Raw genomic sequence first — 16,750 nt, 5'->3', positions numbered from 1 at the left:
TTTAAGCTGCTGGGCGATGACGACCCAGCAGCTGCGCATCCCCGCCCCGTCCGCCGCCCCCGACCCGGGCGCCTCCGTCCGCCGCACCCGCAACGCCGCCCTCGCCGGGGCCTGGCTCGCCACGCGCGCGCTGATGCTGTTCCTCCTCGTCGACGACTCGATCGGCGTCGGCGGGGTGACCGGCGAGGTGTACGTCCTGTACCGCCAGTGGTACGACCAGCTGATCACGGGCCACTTCCCGTACGGCGACGCCACCTGGCAGTACCCGCCGGGCGCGGGCCTGGTCATCCTCGCCCCCGCCCTGCTGCCCTTCCTCACCTTCTTCCAGGCGTTCGTCGCCCTCACCCTGGCCGCCGACGCGCTCGTCGCCCTCGCCCTGGTACGGGCCGGCGCACGGGCGGGCGGCAGCGCGGCCGGGGCCTGGCTCTGGGTCGGCGGACTGCCCCTGCTGCTGCACCTGCCGTACGGCCGCTACGACGTGCTGGTCACCGCGAGTGCCGTGGCCGCCCTGCTCTGCCTGCGGCGCGGGCCCCGGCTCGGCGGCGCGCTCGCCGGGCTCGGCGCCCTGGTGAAGGTGTGGCCCGCGCTGACCCTGCTCGGCACCCCGCGCGGGCGCTCCACCCGCGCCGCCTGGACGGCCGCGCTCGGCTCGGCGCTCGCCCTGCTCGGCGTACTGGCGCTCGGCTTCACCCACACCCTGGACTTCCTGCGCCAGCAGGGCAGCCGGGGCGTCCAGATCGAATCGCTCGGCGGCACCGCCCTCCAGCTCGCCCACCTGCTGGCCGACTGGCCCGGCCGGGTCGTCTACCGGTACGGGGCCATGGAGTTCACCGGCCCCTACGTCTCCTCGGTCGCCGCCCTCGCGCTGGCGCTGACCGGGGCCGCGTTCTGCTGGCTGCTGGTGTGGCGGGTCAGGGCGCGGCGGTGGACGGCGGCCACCCCGGCCGACGCGGCCCTCTGCGCGGTCCTGCTGTTCACCGTCACCAGCCGGGTGATCAGCCCCCAGTACCTGATCTGGCTGCTCGGCCTGGCCGCCGTCTGCCTCACCTCGCGCCACACCTGCCAGCGGCCGGTGGCGCTCCTGCTGCTGCCCACCGCGGCCCTGAGCGCGCTCGTCTTCCCGACGCTGTACGACCAGGTGATGGCCGGGACCGCGGCCGGGACCGCCCTGATGGTCGTGCGCAACTCCCTGCTGCTGACGGCCGCGCTGCTGTCCGGACGGCGGCTGTGGACGGCGACGGCCGCGGGGCCGGTGCGCCGGGCGGGCCGGGAGAACGCGTGAGGGGCGGCCACGGCCGAGACCGTGGCCGCCCCGCGGCGGCACAGCGCCCGCGCGACGGCGGGCGGACCGGCTAGCTACGCGTGCGCAGCAGCGTCCGCATCGTGCGCATGGCGACCGACAGGTTCGCCAGGTCGAAGGCGTCCGAGCCCTGGATCTCCTCCAGGGTGGTGCGCGCCCGGCCGAGGATCGCCGCGTTCGTCTCCTCCCACGCCTTGAAGCGCTGCTCGGGCGACGACTTGCCGTTGCCGACCGAGAGCACGTCCTGGGTGAGCCCCGCGTGCGCCGCGTACAGGTCCTCGCGGATGGAGGCGCGGGCCATGGACTGCCAGCGGTCGGCCCGCGGCAGCTCGATGATCCGGTCCATCAGCTGGGTGATCCGCAGCCGGTCGGCGAGGTCGTAGTACACCTCGGCGACCGCCAGCGGGTCCTTGCCGGTGCGGCCCGAGATCGCGACCACGTCCAGCGCCGGGAAGGCGGAGGAGAACCCGGCGACCCGGCGGGCCAGCGCGTCGGGCACCCCGGCCGCGGTCAGCTCGTCCAGGATCGACTGGTACCACTCCAGGTCAGCGCCCTTGAGCAGCTTCGCCAGCTCGCCCCAGACCTTCTCGACGCCCTCGCTGAAGTCCGTGATCGTCTCGGCGATCTGGAGCGGCTGCGGCCGGTTGTTGAGCAGCCAGCGGGTGCCGCGCTCGACCAGCCGGCGCGAGTGCAGCCGGATGCGGGTCTGGACGTCGGCGTCGACCTTGTTGTCGAGCGCCTCCACCGCGTCCCACACCGCGCTCAGCCCGAAGATCGCGCGGGCCGCGGTCTGCGCCCTGACGATCTCCTCCATGGACGCGCCGGTCTCCTCCCGCAGCCGGTGCAGGAAGGTCGAACCACCGGTGTTGACGGTGTCGTTGACCAGGACCGTGGTGACGATCTCCCGGCGCAGCGCGTGCCCGTCGATCGCCTCCGCGAACTTCTCGCGCAGCTGCTTCGGGAAGTACGCGTGGAGCAGCTTCTGCAGGTACGGGTCGTCCGGCAGGTCCGTGTGGACCAGCTCGTCGGCCACCGTGATCTTGGTGTAGGCGAGCAGCACGGCGAGCTCGGGCTGGCTGAGCCCGCGCCCGTTGCCCAGCAGCTCGCGGATCTGCCGGTCGCTGGGCAGGAACTCCAGGCCCCGGTCCAGATGGCCGTCCCGGCCCAGGCGGCGCATGAAGCGCTGGTGGGCGTGGAGCAGCGAGGGCGACTGGGCGACCGCGTTGGCCAGGGCCACGTTCTGCGCGTAGTTGTTGCGCAGCACCAGGTGGCCGACCTCGTCGGTCATCTGCGCGAGGATCTTGTTGCGCTGCTTGACGGTCATGTCGCCGTCCGTGACCAGACCGTTGAGCAGGATCTTGATGTTGACCTCGTGGTCGGAGGTGTCCACGCCCGCGCTGTTGTCGATCGCGTCGGTGTTGACCTTGCCGCCGTTGCGGTCGAACTCGATCCGGCCGAGCTGGGTCAGACCCAGGTTGCCGCCCTCGCCGACGACCTTGACCCGCAGGTCCTCGCCGTTGACGCGGATCGCGTCGTTGGCCTTGTCGCCCACGTCGCCGTGGGACTCGGCGCTGGACTTCACATACGTACCGATGCCGCCGTTCCACAGCAGGTCCACCGGGGCCTTGAGGATCGCCTGCATCAGCTCGGCCGGGGTCAGCTTGGCGACGCCCGCCTCGATGCCGAGGGCCGCGCGCATCTGCGCGTTGACCGGGATCGACTTCGCCGTGCGCGGGTGGATGCCGCCGCCCGCGGACAGCAGCTCCTTGTCGTAGTCCGCCCAGGAGCTGCGCGGCAGGTCGAACAGCCGGCAGCGCTCGGCGTAGGAGACGGCCGCGTCCGGGCTCGGGTCGATGAAGATGTGGCGGTGGTCGAACGCGGCCACCAGCCGGATGTGCTCGGAGAGCAGCATGCCGTTGCCGAACACGTCACCGGACATGTCGCCGACGCCCACGACCGTGAAGTCCTGCGACTGGCTGTCGTGGCCGAGCTCGCGGAAGTGGCGCTTGACCGACTCCCAGGCACCGCGCGCGGTGATGCCCATGCCCTTGTGGTCGTACCCGGCGGAGCCGCCGGAGGCGAAGGCGTCGCCGAGCCAGAAGTCGTAGCTGATCGCCACGTCGTTGGCGATGTCGGAGAAGGTCGCGGTGCCCTTGTCCGCCGCGACCACCAGATAGGTGTCGTCCTCGTCGTGGCGCACCACGTCGGAGGGCGGCACGACCTCGCCCGCCACCAGGTTGTCGGTGATGTCGAGCAGCGCCGAGATGAACGTCTTGTACGAGGCGATGCCCTCGGCCAGCCACGCGTCGCGGTCCACCGACGGGTCCGGGAGCTGCTTGGCGACGAAGCCGCCCTTGGCGCCCACCGGCACGATGACGGTGTTCTTCACCATCTGCGCCTTGACCAGGCCCAGGATCTCCGTACGGAAGTCCTCGCGCCGGTCGGACCAGCGCAGACCACCGCGCGCGACCTTGCCGAAGCGCAGGTGCACGCCCTCGACGCGCGGCGAGTACACCCAGATCTCGAACGCCGGGCGGGGCGCCGGCAGGTCCGGGATCGCCTGCGGGTCGAACTTCATCGAGACGTACGCGTGGGGGTTGCCCTCCGCGTTCTTCTGGAAGTAGTTCGTCCGCAGCGTCGCCTTGATGACGGTGAGGAAGGAACGCAGGATGCGGTCCTCGTCGAGCGAGGCGACCTGGTCGAGCGCGCCGTCCAGCTCTTCGAGCAGACCGTCGATCAGCTCGGTGCCCGCGCTCTGGCGGCCCGGTGACATCCGCGCCTCGAAGAGCGAGATCAGCAGCCGGGTGGTGTGGACGTTGTCCCGGAGGGTGTCCTCCATGTAGTCCTGGCTGAACGTCGAACCGGCCTGGCGCAGGTACTTGGCGTAGGCGCGCAGCACCATCGCCTGGCGCCAGTCGAGCCCGGCGCGCAGCACCAGCGAGTTGAACCCGTCGTTCTCGGCGGAGCCGGTCCAGGTCGCGGCGAACGCCTCCTGGAACCGCTCGCGGGCGTCGTCCGCCAGGTAGTCGCCGTTGCCGTTGATCTTCTTGGGCAGCCGCAGACCGAAGTCGTAGATCCACGCGTGCGTACGGTCGGCGCAGCGCAGCTCGTACGGGCGCTCGTCGGTGACCTCGACGCCGAGCCGCTGCAGGACCGGCAGCACGGCGGAGAGCGAGACCTGCTCGCCGATCCGGTAGATCTTGAAGCGGCGCTCGCCGGGGGCCGCGCCCACCGGCTCGTACAGCGAGAGCGCGAAGTCGCGGCGGCCGTGGGTGAGCTGCTCCAGGTGGACCAGGTCGGCCACCGCGGCGCGCGGCGAGTGGTCGGCCTTGTAGCCCTCGGGGAAGGCGTGGCCGTAGCGGCGCAGCAGCTCGGCGGCGCGCTCCTCGCCGCACTCCGCGTTCAGCGCGTCGGAGAAGCCGTCGGCCCAGGAGCGGGCGGCCTCCACCAGCCGGGCCTCGATGCGCTCGGAGTCGGCGTCGGTGAGGTCGGGCAGCTCGGTGCCGGCGGGCACCCGCACCACGAAGTGGAGCCGGGACAGGATCGACTCGGTGTTCCAGGCGGTGAAGTCGACGCTGGTGCCGCCGAGCTCCTCCTTCAGGATGTCGATGAGCCGCAGCCGCACGCCCGTGGTGTAGCGGTCGCGCGGGAGGTAGATCAGCGCCGAGTAGTAGCGCCCGTACTCGTCCTGGCGCAGGTAGAGGCGCAGACGGCGCCGCTCCTGGAGGTAGAGCACGGAGGTGACGATGGAGCGCAGCTGGTCGGCCGGGGTCTGGAACAGCTCGTCGCGCGGGTAGGTCTCCAGGATCTGGAGCAGGTCGCGGCCGTCGTGGCTGTTGGGCGAGAACCCGGCGCCGCGCAGCACCTCGGCGACCTTGCGGCGCACCACCGGCACCCGGCGCACCGACTCGGTGTACGCGGCCGAGGAGAACAGGCCGAGGAAGCGGCGCTCGCCGACGACGTTGCCGTCCGCGTCGAACTTCTTCACCCCGACGTAGTCGAGGTAGGAGGGCCGGTGCACGGTGGCCCGGCTGTTGGCCTTGGTGAGCACCAGGAGCTTGTGCTCGCGGGCCTTGGCGCGCGCGTCGGCGGGCAGCCGCTCGAAGGACGGGCTGACCGGGTGGCTGTCGTCGCCCGCGTGCTGCGGGTCGGAGCGCAGGATGCCCAGGCCCGTGCCGGGCACGGCCGCCAGCGAGTCGTCCTCGCGCAGCTCGTACTCGCGGAAGCCCAGGAAGGTGAAGTGGTCGTCGGAGAGCCAGCGCAGCAGCTCCCGGGCCTCGTCCACCTCCTCGTCGCGCAGGTCGCCCGCCTTCGGCTCCTTGGGGAGCTCGTCGGCGATGCGCAGCGCGGCCTCGCGCATCTTCTCCCAGTCCTCGACGGCTTCCCGTACGTCGGACAGCACCCGCAGCAGGTCGGCGGTGATCTGCTTCAGGTCGGCGCGGTCGGTCTCGCGGTCGATCTCGACGTGGATCCAGGACTCGACCAGCGCGTCGTGCGGCAGGCCGCCGCCCTGCGCCGGGGTGTCCAGGACCTCGATGAGCCGGCCCGTCACGTCGCGGCGGACCACGACCTGCGGGTGGATCACGACGTGGATGCCCCGGGCCTGGCGGGAGAGCTCGTTGGTGACGGAGTCCACGAGGAAGGGCATGTCGTCGGTGACGACCTCGACCACCGAGTGGCTGCAGGTCCAGCCGTTCTCCTCGACCGTCGGGGTGTGCACCCGGACGTTCGCGGTGCCCTGGGGGCGGTTCTCGGCCAGCCTGTAGTGCGAAAGCGCGGCACCGAAGACGTCGACCGGGTCGCGGTCGGCGAGGTCCTCCGGGGCGGTGTGCAGGTAGTAGCGCTGGAGGTACCCGAGGACGACGCCCTGGTCAGGGCCCTCCTCCCCGGCGGACCCGGTAGTCGCTGCCCGGTCCTGGGGGATGCCCCCCAGACCGCCGGGCCCCCCCACCGGGCTGTTCTCAGCTACCCGGGCCGCCCGTGCGAGCAGCTCGGCCTTGGCTTCGTCCAGCTTGGTCTGCATGTCCTCTGGCTCCTGTCGCGCGCCGTTGCGTGACGTAGGTGTGAGAAGCGGCGCAACGCCACGACGCGGGGTGTCCGGTCGAAGTCGACGTTATGCCGCGATGAGAGATGCCCGGGTCGTTATTGGCCATTTTCGGCGATGGATCCGGGACAGGGGAATCAGCGAGGGCCCGGGCACTGTGGCACTCCGGGCGCAGGGCAGGGGCGTCACTGCCCCTGCGGGATATCGCGCTGATCACGGGACAAGGCTATCGCCCCGCCCCCCCGAACCGTCATGAGCCGTATGTGTACAAAAGCGGGGCCCGAAGTTTGACAGTCTGGACAGCGACGCGCGCCCGCCGCACGCCCTCTTGGCAAACGGGCCGGGCCGGGGCACGTTTGCCCCGTACGCGCGGTGCGCACAACGTCACCGCGCGCACCGTGGCCCACGCCACCACCCCTGTACGAGCCAGGCACGCACGGTCGACTCCGGGAGCACCGATGGCAGCCAAGATCCTGATCGTGACCGGCGACGCGGCGGAGTCGCTGGAGGTCCTCTACCCCTACCAGCGGCTGCGCGAGGAGGGCTACGACGTCCACATCGCCGCCCCCGCCCGCAAGAACCTGCGGTTCGTCGTCCACGACTTCGAGCCGGGCTTCGACACCTACACCGAGAAGCCGGGCTACACCTGGCCGGCCGACCTGGCCTTCTCCGAAGTCGATCCGGGCCAGTACGCCGCACTGGTGATTCCGGGCGGCCGGGCGCCCGAATACCTCCGCAACGACCCGGAGCTGCGCAAGCTGCTCAAGGCGTTCTTCGACACGGACAAGCCGGTCGCCCAGATCTGCCACGGCCCCCTCCTCACCGCGGCGATCGGCGGCCTCAGTGGCCGCCGGGTCACCGCGTACCCCGCACTGGAACTGGACATGCAGGCCGCCGGGGCGACCTTCCACGACGCGGAGGCGGTCGTCGACGGCACCCTGGTCTCGGCCCGCGCCTGGCCCGACCACTCCGCCTGGATGCGCGAATTCCTCACGGTGCTGCGAGCGAAGGCCCCGGTGACCTGAGCTTGCGCGCGGCGCGCGCGGGGGCGCCCGGAGTGGCTGGGCCCCCACACGGCCGGGTGCCCGCAGGGCGGGTGCCCGAGCGGCCCGGTGCCCGGAGTGGCTGGATGCCGTCAGGGCGGGTGCCCAAGCGGCTGGAAAGCGACCCCCGGACGGGGCGGGCGGTTCCGCGCGTTCCCCGGACGGGCTGCGCGTGGTTCCGCGCGGCTCTCGGACGAGGGCTGCCCCCGGGTGGAGGCACCCCACGTCCGGGGGCAGCCCCAGACGAGGTGTGCGCCCCACCCGCCGGGGGGCCGCTCAGCCCGCCAGCCGCTCCGCCGTCTCGACCGCCTCCGCCAGGGTGTCCACCACCGGCACCCCCGCCACCGCGAGGCTCGCGCGGCTGTGCGAGCCGCCGGTGAACAGCACCGCCCGGGCCCCCACGTGCGCCGCCGCCACGGCGTCGTCCACCGCGTCCCCGATGACCACGATCCGGTCGGCGGATATCCCCTCGCCCGCCTCGCGCAGCAGCGTCAGATGGCGCACCATGTGCTCGGCCTTGCTGCCGTGCGAGGGGCCGGTGCGTCCGTCGACGCGCAGGAAGTGCTCGGTGATGCCGTGCCGCCGCACGATCGGCACCAAGTGCTCGTGCGGCGCCATGGACAGCAGGGACTGGCTCAGCCCGGCCGCCCGCCGGGCCGCGAGCAGCTCGGCCGCGCCCTCGGTGAGCGCGCAGGCGTCCGCCCGCTGCCAGTAGTGCTTGTGGAACGCCGCGTCCATGACGAGCCACTCCTGCTCGGTCGGCAGCCGCCCCATCAGCCGCTCGTAGAACCGGGGTATCGGCACGCAGTACAGCTCCCGGTACCGCTCCAGCGTGATCGTCTCAAGGCCGAGCTCCACGAAGGCGGCGTTGGTCGCCTCGATGACCGCGCCGATGTCGTCGAGCAGTGTGCCGTTCCAGTCCCAGACCAGATGCGTCGTGCGCTTCCCCATGCCAGAACGGTACCCACCCCCACTGACAACGGACCGTGGCGAGGGCCGACTCCAGGTGAAAGCCGCAGGTCACGGGCCGAGGCCGAGCCGGATCAGCCGATCAGATGGGAAATCTCCTGCACCCCGAACCACAGCAGTTCGTGGTCCTCGGCGCCGTCGACGGTGAACTGGGCGTCGTCGTCGCCCTGGTCGGCCGCCCCCAGCGCGTCCGCCGCCGCGGCGACATCGGCGAGGGCGTCGTCGGAGTCGACGTGCACCGCGGCGGCCTTGGCCAGCGGCACCGGCCCGGGGATCCGCACCTCGCCCAGCGAGCCCGCGTCCAGGGCGCGGTCCGGGTCGGCCGAGACGGAGCCGTCGGGCACGTCCACGGCGACCACGACCCGCCGCCGGGTGGCGTCCGGGTCGGTGGCGAGCAGCCGCAGCGAGGCCGCCGCGGCCCGGCTGAGCGCCGCGTACTCCAGCTCCTCGATGTCGTCCGAGACGTACCACTCCCGCAGTCCGGGCGTGACGGCGTAGGCGGTCAGCGGGCCGGAGCCGAGCTCGCCCGCCGTGTGCGCCGTCGCGAGACCAGGCAGGGTCAGAGGGAGGTACACGCGCATGGCAGGCCGCTCTTTTCTCGTCGGAAGACGCACTCAGGATACGTGGGGAGGTCCCCCTTCGGGTTGCCCGAGGGCGGCGGTCGGCGGTCGGGCGGCCATCGCCCGTTTCCGTGCGGGCACCGGGCTTCCGGGGCCTTCGATCACCCGGATAGGTGAATCTCTCCGGGTCCCGCCGCCCCGGCCCGCGGTCCTTGCGACCGGTCGCACCGCCCCCGTACAAGATCCCCAACAGAAAGCTACTGGCCGGTATCAAAGGGGGCGACCCAGATGACGACCCACAGGACTCCGCACAGGACCGACAGGACGCGCGCGGCCGGACCGGGCACCGACCGGACCCGGCCCGCCGGACGCCGGGACGGCGCGGGCCCGGGCAGGCCCGGCGCGGCCGAGGCCGCCTACGCCCGCCGCCAGCGGCTGCCCCGCTACTGGTTCGCGGAACGGCTGCTCGCCGTCCTCAGCGGGCGGCGCCCGGTCCACTGGATGCTGGGGCACACCGTCGGCGAGGCGTACGAGCAGCTGGTCGTCCTCGCCCCGGCCGGCCCGCTGCGGGCGGCCTGCCGGCCCGTGGTGCGGCACTGCGACGAGTACGTGCCCCGCGAGGGCGTCATCGAGGCGTTCGCCCGGATCGGCGCGGGCGAGCAGGTGCGCGCGCTCGCCTTCCGTCTGGAGCAGGGCGCCGATCTGCGCTGGCGGTGCGCGGCAGTGGAAGTGGGGCCGGGCACCCGTACGGTGCCCGGCCCCACTCGGTGATCACTGTCCAGGTGCCCGTCCGGCGGCGCGGGCCGGACGGGCACGGACGGACTACTTCTTGCGGCGGCGGCCCGCCACGCCCTTCTGGGCCTTGCGGCGCTCGGCGCGGGTCATGCCGTCCGCCTCGGAGCGGGCCGGCTCGTCGCCGTTGTCGAAGTCGCCCTCGACCACGCCGCCCTCGCCGTCCACGGTCGGCGCCGAGAAGTGCAGCCGGTCCGGGCGCTGCGGGGCGTCCAGGCCCTTGGCCCGGATCTCCGGACGGGCGCCCGCCGGCTCCTTCTCCAGCGACGGCCTGTCGGACGGCGCGGCGTCCTCCACCGGGACCTCCTCGACCTGCTGCTCGACCTGGACCTCCAGGTTGAACAGGTAGCCGACGGACTCCTCCTTGATGCCGTCCATCATGGCGTTGAACATGTCGAAGCCCTCGCGCTGGTACTCGACCAGCGGGTCCTTCTGCGCCATCGCCCGCAGGCCGATGCCCTCCTGGAGGTAGTCCATCTCGTAGAGGTGCTCGCGCCACTTGCGGTCCAGGACCGACAGCACGACCCGGCGCTCCAGCTCACGCATGATGTCCGAGCCGAGCTGCTCCTCGCGCGCGGCGTACTGCTCGTGGACGTCGTCCTTGATGGACTCGGCGATGAACTCGGCGGTGATGCCCGCGCGGTCGCCCGCCGCCTCCTCCAGCTCCTCCACGGTGACCTTCACCGGGTAGAGCTGCTTGAAGGCGCCCCACAGCCGGTCCAGGTCCCACTCCTCGGCGAAGCCCTCGACGGTCTCGGCCTGGATGTAGGCGTCGATGGTGTCGTCCATGAAGTGCTGCACCTGCTCGTGCAGGTCCTCGCCCTCCAGGACGCGGCGGCGCTCGCCGTAGATGACCTCGCGCTGGCGGTTGAGCACCTCGTCGTACTTCAGGACGTTCTTGCGCGTCTCGAAGTTCTGCTGCTCGACCTGCGACTGGGCGGACGCGATCGCGCGCGTGACCATCTTGTTCTCGATCGGCACGTCGTCGGGCACATTGGCCATCGACATCACACGCTCGACCATCTGGGCCTTGAACAGCCGCATCAGGTCGTCGCCGAGCGACAGGTAGAAGCGGGACTCGCCCGGGTCGCCCTGACGGCCGGAACGACCGCGCAGCTGGTTGTCGATGCGGCGCGACTCGTGCCGCTCGGTGCCCAGCACGTAGAGGCCGCCGAGCTCCTTGACCTCTTCGAACTCCGCCTTGACGGCCTGCTCGGCCTTCTCCAGGGCGGCGGGCAGCGCCTGCGCCCACTCCTCGACGTGCTCCACCGGGTCCAGACCGCGCTGGCGCAGCTCCGCCTCGGCGAGGTCGTCCGGGTTGCCGCCGAGCTTGATGTCGGTGCCTCGGCCGGCCATGTTCGTGGCGACCGTGACGGCGCCCTTGCGGCCGGCCTGGGCGACGATCGTCGCCTCCCGGTCGTGCTGCTTGGCGTTCAGCACCTCGTGCTGGATGCCGCGCTTGGAGAGCTGCTGCGAGAGGTACTCGGACTTCTCGACCGAGGTGGTGCCGACCAGGATCGGCTGGCCCTTGTCGTGCTTGTCCGCGATGTCGTCGACGACCGCCTCGAACTTCGCGACCTCGGTGCGGTAGATCAGGTCGGACTGGTCCTTGCGGACCATCGGGCGGTTGGTCGGGATCGGGACCACGCCGAGCTTGTAGATCTGGTGGAACTCGGCGGCCTCGGTCATCGCCGTACCGGTCATGCCGGACAGACCGGGCTCTTCCTTGCCGTCCTGGTCGTGGCGCTTGTAGAGGCGGAAGAAGTTCTGCAGGGTGATCGTGGCGAGCGTCTGGTTCTCGTCCTTGATGTCCACCCCTTCCTTCGCCTCGATCGCCTGGTGCATGCCCTCGTTGTAGCGGCGGCCGGCGAGGATACGGCCGGTGTGCTCGTCGACGATCATGACTTCGCCGTCCATGACGACGTAGTCCTTGTCCTTCTTGAACAGTTCCTTCGCCTTGATGGCGTTGTTCAGGTAACCGACGAGCGGGGTGTTCACCGACTCGTAGAGGTTGTCGATGCCCAGCCAGTCCTCGACCTTGGCGACGCCGGGCTCGTGGATGGCGACGGTGCGCTTCTTCTCGTCGACCTCGTAGTCGCCGGTCTCCTCGATGCCCTTGAGCGGGTTGCCCGCCTCACCCTTGGTGAGGCGCGTCACCAGCTTGGCGAAGTCGCCGTACCACTTGGTGGCCTGGTCGGCCGGGCCGGAGATGATCAGCGGCGTACGCGCCTCGTCGACCAGGATCGAGTCGACCTCGTCGACGATCGCGAAGTTGTGGCCGCGCTGGACGAGCTCGTCCTGGGACCACGCCATGTTGTCGCGCAGGTAGTCGAAGCCGAACTCGTTGTTCGTTCCGTACGTGATGTCGCAGGCGTACTGCGCGCGGCGCTCGGCGGGCGACATGTTGGCCAGGATGCAGCCGACCTCCAGACCGAGGAACTTGTGGACGCGCCCCATCATCTCGGAGTCGCGCTCGGCCAGGTAGTCGTTGACCGTGATCAGGTGGACGCCCTTGCCGGACAGGGCGTTCAGATAGGCCGGGAGGGTGCCGACGAGGGTCTTGCCCTCACCGGTCTTCATCTCGGCGACATAGCCGAGGTGGAGCGCCGCGCCGCCCATCATCTGGACGTCGTAGTGGCGCTGTCCGAGGACGCGCTTGGCCGCCTCGCGGACGGTGGCGAAGGCTTCCGGGAGCAGGTCGTCCAGGCTCTCCCCGTTCGCGTACCGCTCCTTGTACTCGCCGGTGAGGGCACGGAGCTCGGCGTCGGAGAGGTTCACGAAGTCCTCTTCGATGGAGTTGACCTGGTCCGCGATGCGGTGCAGCTTGCGCAGGATCTTGCCTTCGCCTGCACGCATGAGCTTTGAGAGGACGGACACGGGGGTTGGTCTCCTTGCCGGTCGGGCCTGGCGCGGTCGAGTACGGTTGATTACTTCTGGGCAACGGCCATCGTATGCGAGGACCCGCCCGCGCCGGGAGGTCTGCCATGACGACAACGGACAGCGGGCCCGGAAGGTGCCGGGAACGGACGAAAAGCCCTGGCGCGGGTTCGCCTCCCGCACGGAGAATCGGCCGATGGAACCTGTCACCCTCAGCACCGAGCGCCTGCTCCTGCGTCCCGTCGGCCCGCAGGACGCCGACGCCGCGTACGCGGCCTGCCAGGACCCCGAGATCCAGCGGTGGACCACCGTGCCCTCGCCCTACCTGCGCGCGCACGCCGAAGCCTTCACCGCGACCTACGGGCCGAACGGCTGGCGGGACGACTCGGACTACACCTTCGCCGTACGGCTGCGTGAGACGTCCCTCACCACCGGCACCGCCGCCGAGGGCGCCCTGGTGGCGATGGTCTCGGTGACCCGGCGCGGTGACGGCGTCGCGGAGCTGGGCTTCTGGGCGGCCAAGGAGCACCGGGGCCGCGGCCTCATGACGGAGGCGTCGGTGGCGGCGGCCCGCTGGGCCTTCGCCGCGGTGGGCGTCGAGCGCCTGGAGTGGCGCGCCGAGGTCGGCAACGCGGCCTCGCGCGCGGTGGCCGAGAAGGTCGGCTTCACCATGGAGGGCACCCTGCGCGCCTCCCTCGTCCACGGCGGCTCCCGCCGCGACGGCTGGATCGGCAGCCTCCTGCCGAGCGACCTGAACCTGCCCACCGCGCGCGCGTACCTGCCCGCCCGCGGGTAGGGGCGCACGCACGGCGGCGAGGGTCCGGGCCTGACCTCTGCGCTTGCCCGTCCGCGGGCACGTACGCGTGCCCGCGGATCGAGCGGCTGCGGGCACGTACGCGTGCGGGCGGATCGAGCGGCTGCGGCCCGGGCCGCGAACCCCGCGCTCGCGGGTGGGGGACAGGACAGGGCCAGCTCGGTCCCGGTGATGCCCGGCGAACCCCGCGCTCGCGGGTGGGGGCGGGCGCGGGCGGATCGGGCGCCCGGCCCGTTGTCAGTGCCGCCGTCTATCGTGCGGAGCATGACCAGCCTGCCGCGCCCCGCTGCCGAACTCTCCGCCGACGAGGCCCGCCGCATCGCCCTGCGCGCCCAGGGCTTCATGGGCGCCCCCGACCGCCGGGGCGGGGTGCGGGGCGTGCTGCGGCACCTGGGCGCGGTCCAGCTCGACACCATCTCCGTGCTCGCCCGCTCCCACGAGCTGATTCCCTACGCACGGCTGGGCGCGGTCGGCCGCAAGGCGGTGGACGAGGCGTACTGGAAGGACGGCCACGCCTTCGAGTACTGGTCGCACGCGGCCTGCGTCCTGCCCATGGAGGAGTGGCCGCACTTCGCCTTCCGCCGCCGCGCCTACCGCTCCCGCCCGCACTGGAACCACGACCTGCCGGACGGTTCGTACGAGCAGGTGATCAAGCAGCTGCGGGCCGAAGGCCCGCTGACCGCGACGGACTTGGGCGGCGCCAAGAACAAGGGCGAGTGGTGGGACTGGTCGGCCTCCAAGGTCGCCGTCGAGCGCGCGCTGATGTACGGCGAGGTGGTCTGCACCGAACGACGCGGCTGGAAGCGGGTGTACGACCTGGCCGAGCGCGCCGTCCCGGAGGCCGTGCGCCACGACGAGCTGGACGACGCCGAGTGCCTGCGCCGCCTGGTGCGGCTCGCGGGCCGCTCCCTGGGGGTGGGGACCCGTGCGGACATCGCGGACTACCACCGCCTCAAGGGCGAGCAGGTGGATGCGGTGATCGCGGACTCCGGCCTGGTGCCGGTCACGGTCCAGGGCTGGGACAAGGCCGCCTGGGCGGACCCGGAGGCGCTGGCCACCGAGCCGCGCGGCCGTCACCGTACGACGCTGCTCTCGCCGTTCGACTCCCTGATCTGGGACCGGGCGCGCACCGAGCGCATCTTCGGCTTCAGCCACCGCCTGGAGGCGTACACGCCCAAGCCGAAGCGGGTGTACGGGTACTTCGCGATGCCGCTGCTGGCGGGCGGCAGGCTGCTCGGCCGCGCCGACCCCGCCCGCGAGGGCCGCACCCTGGTGGCCAAGCAGGTCTCCCTGGAGTCGCCGAAGGCCATTGCGCCGATGGCGCAGGCCCTGTGGGAGGCGGCGCGCTGGGTGGGCTGCGACGCCGTACGGATCGAGCGGGCCGACACCCCGGGCCTCGCCCGCGAGCTGACGGCGGCGCTCGCGGCGCTCTGAGGCGGCGGGCCGCTAGCGGATCTCCAGGATCTTCTCGCGCATCGCGTAGACCACCGCCTCCATCCTGGAGTGCAGTTGCAGCTTCTCCAGGATGTTGCGGACGTGGTTCTTCACGGTGTTCTCCGAGATGAACAGCTCCTTGGCGATGTCCCGGTTGTTCATCCCCGTGGCGACCAGTTTGAGCACTTCGAGCTCGCGGTCGGTCAGCCGGGGCGCGGGCACCAGCCGGCGCTCGTCGGTGCGCTGGATCATCGACTTGAACTCGGTGAGCAGCTTCGACGCCATCGACGGACTGATCTGCGACTGCCCGTCGGCCACCGCCCGGATCGCGGTCGCCACCTCGTCCGTGGAGATCTCCTTGAGGAGATAGCCCGTGGCGCCCGCCTTGATCGCGTCGTAGAGGTCCGCCTCCTCGTCGCTGATCGTCAGCATGATGATCTTCGCGCTGGGCGCCACCTCCTTGATGGAGGTGCACGCCTCGATCCCGCCGCGCCGGGGCATCCGCACGTCCATCAGGACGATGTCGGGCAGCAGGTCCGCGGCCTTGTCCACGGCCTCCGCGCCGTCGCCCGCCTCGCCGACGACCTGGATGTCCTCCTCCGCGGCCAGCACGATCTCCAGCCCTCGGCGGAACAGCGCGTGGTCGTCGACGACCAGCACCCGGATCGGCTCCCTGCGCGATCCGGCCGCTTCCATGCCGGTGGGAGCCCCGTCAGAACCGTCCGGGGCCGACCCGTCGTGCACCGGCCCGAAGCTGTCTGCCATCGTTCCTCCCCCTGAAGGCCATGGCCCGAGTTGGTATGGCTGCGCCAACCCCGCTCCAGGGAGCAGCGGTTGGCGTGCGACGCCATGATTTCATGCCCGGCCGACAGAGCGGTGGTCCAGTGGGCGCACGCTGGTGCCCCTGGGGGCGCACAACTGCTCCAGGGGCACCACCGCACTGGGATACGGCGCGCCGCACGGCTCCGTTCAGCGCGCCGTTCCCCCGGTCATCCGCCCAGCGCCCCGCCGGCGCCGCTCGCGTCCTCACCGGCGAGCGGGTCGCTCTCCACGTGGATCACGCCGTAGTCGTAGGCGTGCCGCCGGTAGACGACACTGGGCATCTTCGTCTCCGAGTCGACGAACAGATAGAAGTCGTGCCCGACCAGCTCCATCTCGTAGAGCGCCTGGTCGAGCGTCATCGGTGCCGCGACATGGGTCTTCTCGCGGACCACGAGCGGGCCTTCGCCCTGTACCTCCAGCGATCCCATCCGGGTGGTGGGAACGCCCTCTTCGGCTGCTGTGCCCACGGGCTCGCCGTTTCCGTTCAGCTGGGCCGCGCCCGGCACCACGTCCGCGACCTCGGCGGCCGACAGCCGCCCGTTGCCCCGCCGGGTGTGGCGCTTGTCGTGCTGCTTGCGCAGCCGCGCCTCCAGCTTGCTGTGGGCCAGGTCGAGGGCTGCGTACGGGTCGCCTGCCGCCGCCTCCGCCCGGATCACCGGGCCACGCGAGTGAAGCGTGATCTCCACGCGGTCGGAACGGTCTGCCTGCCGCGGGTTGTGTTCCTTGGACACCTCGACGTCGAGGCTGATCACCTTGCCGTCGAGCTTCTGGATCTTCTCCAGCTTCAGCTTCTCGGCCACGTGCTTGCGGAACCGCTCGGGTACCTCGGTCTTGCGGCCCTTGACGACGATGTCCACGCAGAACTCCGTTCCCGGATCGCTCCGCCTTCATCGCGGAGCATCTCCCTCTTGCACCAGACTCCGGTGGCACCGGAGTCCCGGACTGGGCGACTTTCACCTCCTCCTCCCCCGTGGGGAAGATCGCCACCCCACCGACTTCAGGGTCGGGGAAATACCCAGAAGCGAGGACGTGCATTCGCGAGGGCTAGCTGTCGCCATTCCTCACAACCGAACATAGCTCGCTCGGGCGGATGTC

11 protein-coding genes are annotated in these 16,750 nt (G+C 71.5%); 5 read left to right on the top strand and 6 right to left on the bottom strand.

What is annotated here, in order from left to right:
* The first annotated feature begins 16 nt into the window (after positions 1 to 16).
* A complete protein-coding gene (locus AB5J87_RS21585; RefSeq protein WP_369378534.1) occupies positions 17 to 1,282 on the top strand; it encodes a glycosyltransferase 87 family protein in 1,266 nt (421 codons plus the stop codon).
* 70 nt (positions 1,283 to 1,352) lie between these two features.
* Here AB5J87_RS21585 and AB5J87_RS21580 read toward each other — a convergent pair whose 3' ends face one another.
* A complete protein-coding gene (locus tag AB5J87_RS21580; RefSeq protein ID WP_369378533.1) occupies positions 1,353 to 6,323 on the bottom strand; it encodes an NAD-glutamate dehydrogenase in 4,971 nt (1,656 codons plus the stop codon).
* 479 nt (positions 6,324 to 6,802) lie between these two features.
* On the opposite strand from AB5J87_RS21580, the gene AB5J87_RS21575 reads away from it, so the two are divergent.
* Positions 6,803 to 7,369, top strand: coding sequence for a DJ-1/PfpI family protein (locus tag AB5J87_RS21575; RefSeq protein WP_369378532.1), 567 nt, complete (start codon positions 6,803 to 6,805; stop codon positions 7,367 to 7,369).
* Positions 7,370 to 7,663: 294 nt separating this feature from the next.
* On the opposite strand, the gene AB5J87_RS21570 is transcribed toward AB5J87_RS21575, so the two are convergent.
* On the bottom strand, positions 7,664 to 8,338 hold the full coding sequence (locus AB5J87_RS21570; protein WP_369378531.1) for an HAD family hydrolase: 675 nt from the start codon (positions 8,336 to 8,338) through the stop codon (positions 7,664 to 7,666).
* Positions 8,339 to 8,430: 92 nt separating this feature from the next.
* Positions 8,431 to 8,937: a hypothetical protein gene (locus AB5J87_RS21565; RefSeq protein ID WP_369378530.1), complete on the bottom strand. Its 507-nt coding sequence runs from the start codon at positions 8,935 to 8,937 to the stop codon at positions 8,431 to 8,433.
* 267 nt (positions 8,938 to 9,204) lie between these two features.
* Between AB5J87_RS21565 and AB5J87_RS21560 the strand changes: the two genes are divergently transcribed.
* Positions 9,205 to 9,687, top strand: coding sequence for an Rv3235 family protein (locus AB5J87_RS21560; RefSeq protein ID WP_369378529.1), 483 nt, complete (start codon positions 9,205 to 9,207; stop codon positions 9,685 to 9,687).
* Positions 9,688 to 9,738: 51 nt separating this feature from the next.
* Here AB5J87_RS21560 and secA read toward each other — a convergent pair whose 3' ends face one another.
* Entirely contained in the window at positions 9,739 to 12,585 is a 2,847-nt protein-coding gene (gene secA / locus AB5J87_RS21555) for a preprotein translocase subunit SecA (protein ID WP_369378528.1), read from the bottom strand.
* Positions 12,586 to 12,781: 196 nt separating this feature from the next.
* Between secA and AB5J87_RS21550 the strand changes: the two genes are divergently transcribed.
* Positions 12,782 to 13,381 carry a GNAT family N-acetyltransferase gene (locus AB5J87_RS21550; protein WP_369378527.1) on the top strand — a complete coding sequence of 200 codons (600 nt, stop codon included), beginning with the start codon at positions 12,782 to 12,784 and terminating at the stop codon, positions 13,379 to 13,381.
* A 282-nt stretch (positions 13,382 to 13,663) separates the two neighbouring features.
* Positions 13,664 to 14,833: a winged helix-turn-helix domain-containing protein gene (locus tag AB5J87_RS21545; RefSeq protein WP_369378526.1), complete on the top strand. Its 1,170-nt coding sequence runs from the start codon at positions 13,664 to 13,666 to the stop codon at positions 14,831 to 14,833.
* A gap of 12 nt (positions 14,834 to 14,845) precedes the next feature.
* On the opposite strand, the gene AB5J87_RS21540 is transcribed toward AB5J87_RS21545, so the two are convergent.
* On the bottom strand, positions 14,846 to 15,598 hold the full coding sequence (locus AB5J87_RS21540) for a response regulator (RefSeq protein ID WP_369378525.1): 753 nt from the start codon (positions 15,596 to 15,598) through the stop codon (positions 14,846 to 14,848).
* A gap of 224 nt (positions 15,599 to 15,822) precedes the next feature.
* A complete protein-coding gene (gene raiA / locus AB5J87_RS21535) occupies positions 15,823 to 16,512 on the bottom strand; it encodes a ribosome-associated translation inhibitor RaiA (RefSeq protein ID WP_369378524.1) in 690 nt (229 codons plus the stop codon).
* Between the last annotated feature and the right edge of the window lie 238 nt (positions 16,513 to 16,750).

The sequence above is a fragment of the Streptomyces sp. cg36 genome, assembly GCF_041080675.1.
Taxonomy (GTDB): Bacteria; Actinomycetota; Actinomycetes; order Streptomycetales; family Streptomycetaceae; genus Streptomyces.
The sequence above is the reverse complement of the archived record's forward strand: the minus strand, read 5'-3'. Positions and strand labels throughout refer to the sequence as shown.

What these genes read in the sequence shown, in the direction of transcription:
- AB5J87_RS21585 (WP_369378534.1), top strand. Translation starts at nt 17, where the DNA reads ATGACGACCCAGCAGCTGCGCATCCCCGCCCCGTCCGCCGCCCCCGAC.
- AB5J87_RS21580 (WP_369378533.1), bottom strand. Translation starts at nt 6,323, where the DNA reads ATGCAGACCAAGCTGGACGAAGCCAAGGCCGAGCTGCTCGCACGGGCG.
- AB5J87_RS21575 (WP_369378532.1), top strand. Translation starts at nt 6,803, where the DNA reads ATGGCAGCCAAGATCCTGATCGTGACCGGCGACGCGGCGGAGTCGCTG.
- AB5J87_RS21570 (WP_369378531.1), bottom strand. Translation starts at nt 8,338, where the DNA reads ATGGGGAAGCGCACGACGCATCTGGTCTGGGACTGGAACGGCACACTG.
- AB5J87_RS21565 (WP_369378530.1), bottom strand. Translation starts at nt 8,937, where the DNA reads ATGCGCGTGTACCTCCCTCTGACCCTGCCTGGTCTCGCGACGGCGCAC.
- AB5J87_RS21560 (WP_369378529.1), top strand. Translation starts at nt 9,205, where the DNA reads ATGACGACCCACAGGACTCCGCACAGGACCGACAGGACGCGCGCGGCC.
- AB5J87_RS21550 (WP_369378527.1), top strand. Translation starts at nt 12,782, where the DNA reads ATGGAACCTGTCACCCTCAGCACCGAGCGCCTGCTCCTGCGTCCCGTC.
- AB5J87_RS21545 (WP_369378526.1), top strand. Translation starts at nt 13,664, where the DNA reads ATGACCAGCCTGCCGCGCCCCGCTGCCGAACTCTCCGCCGACGAGGCC.
- AB5J87_RS21540 (WP_369378525.1), bottom strand. Translation starts at nt 15,598, where the DNA reads ATGGCAGACAGCTTCGGGCCGGTGCACGACGGGTCGGCCCCGGACGGT.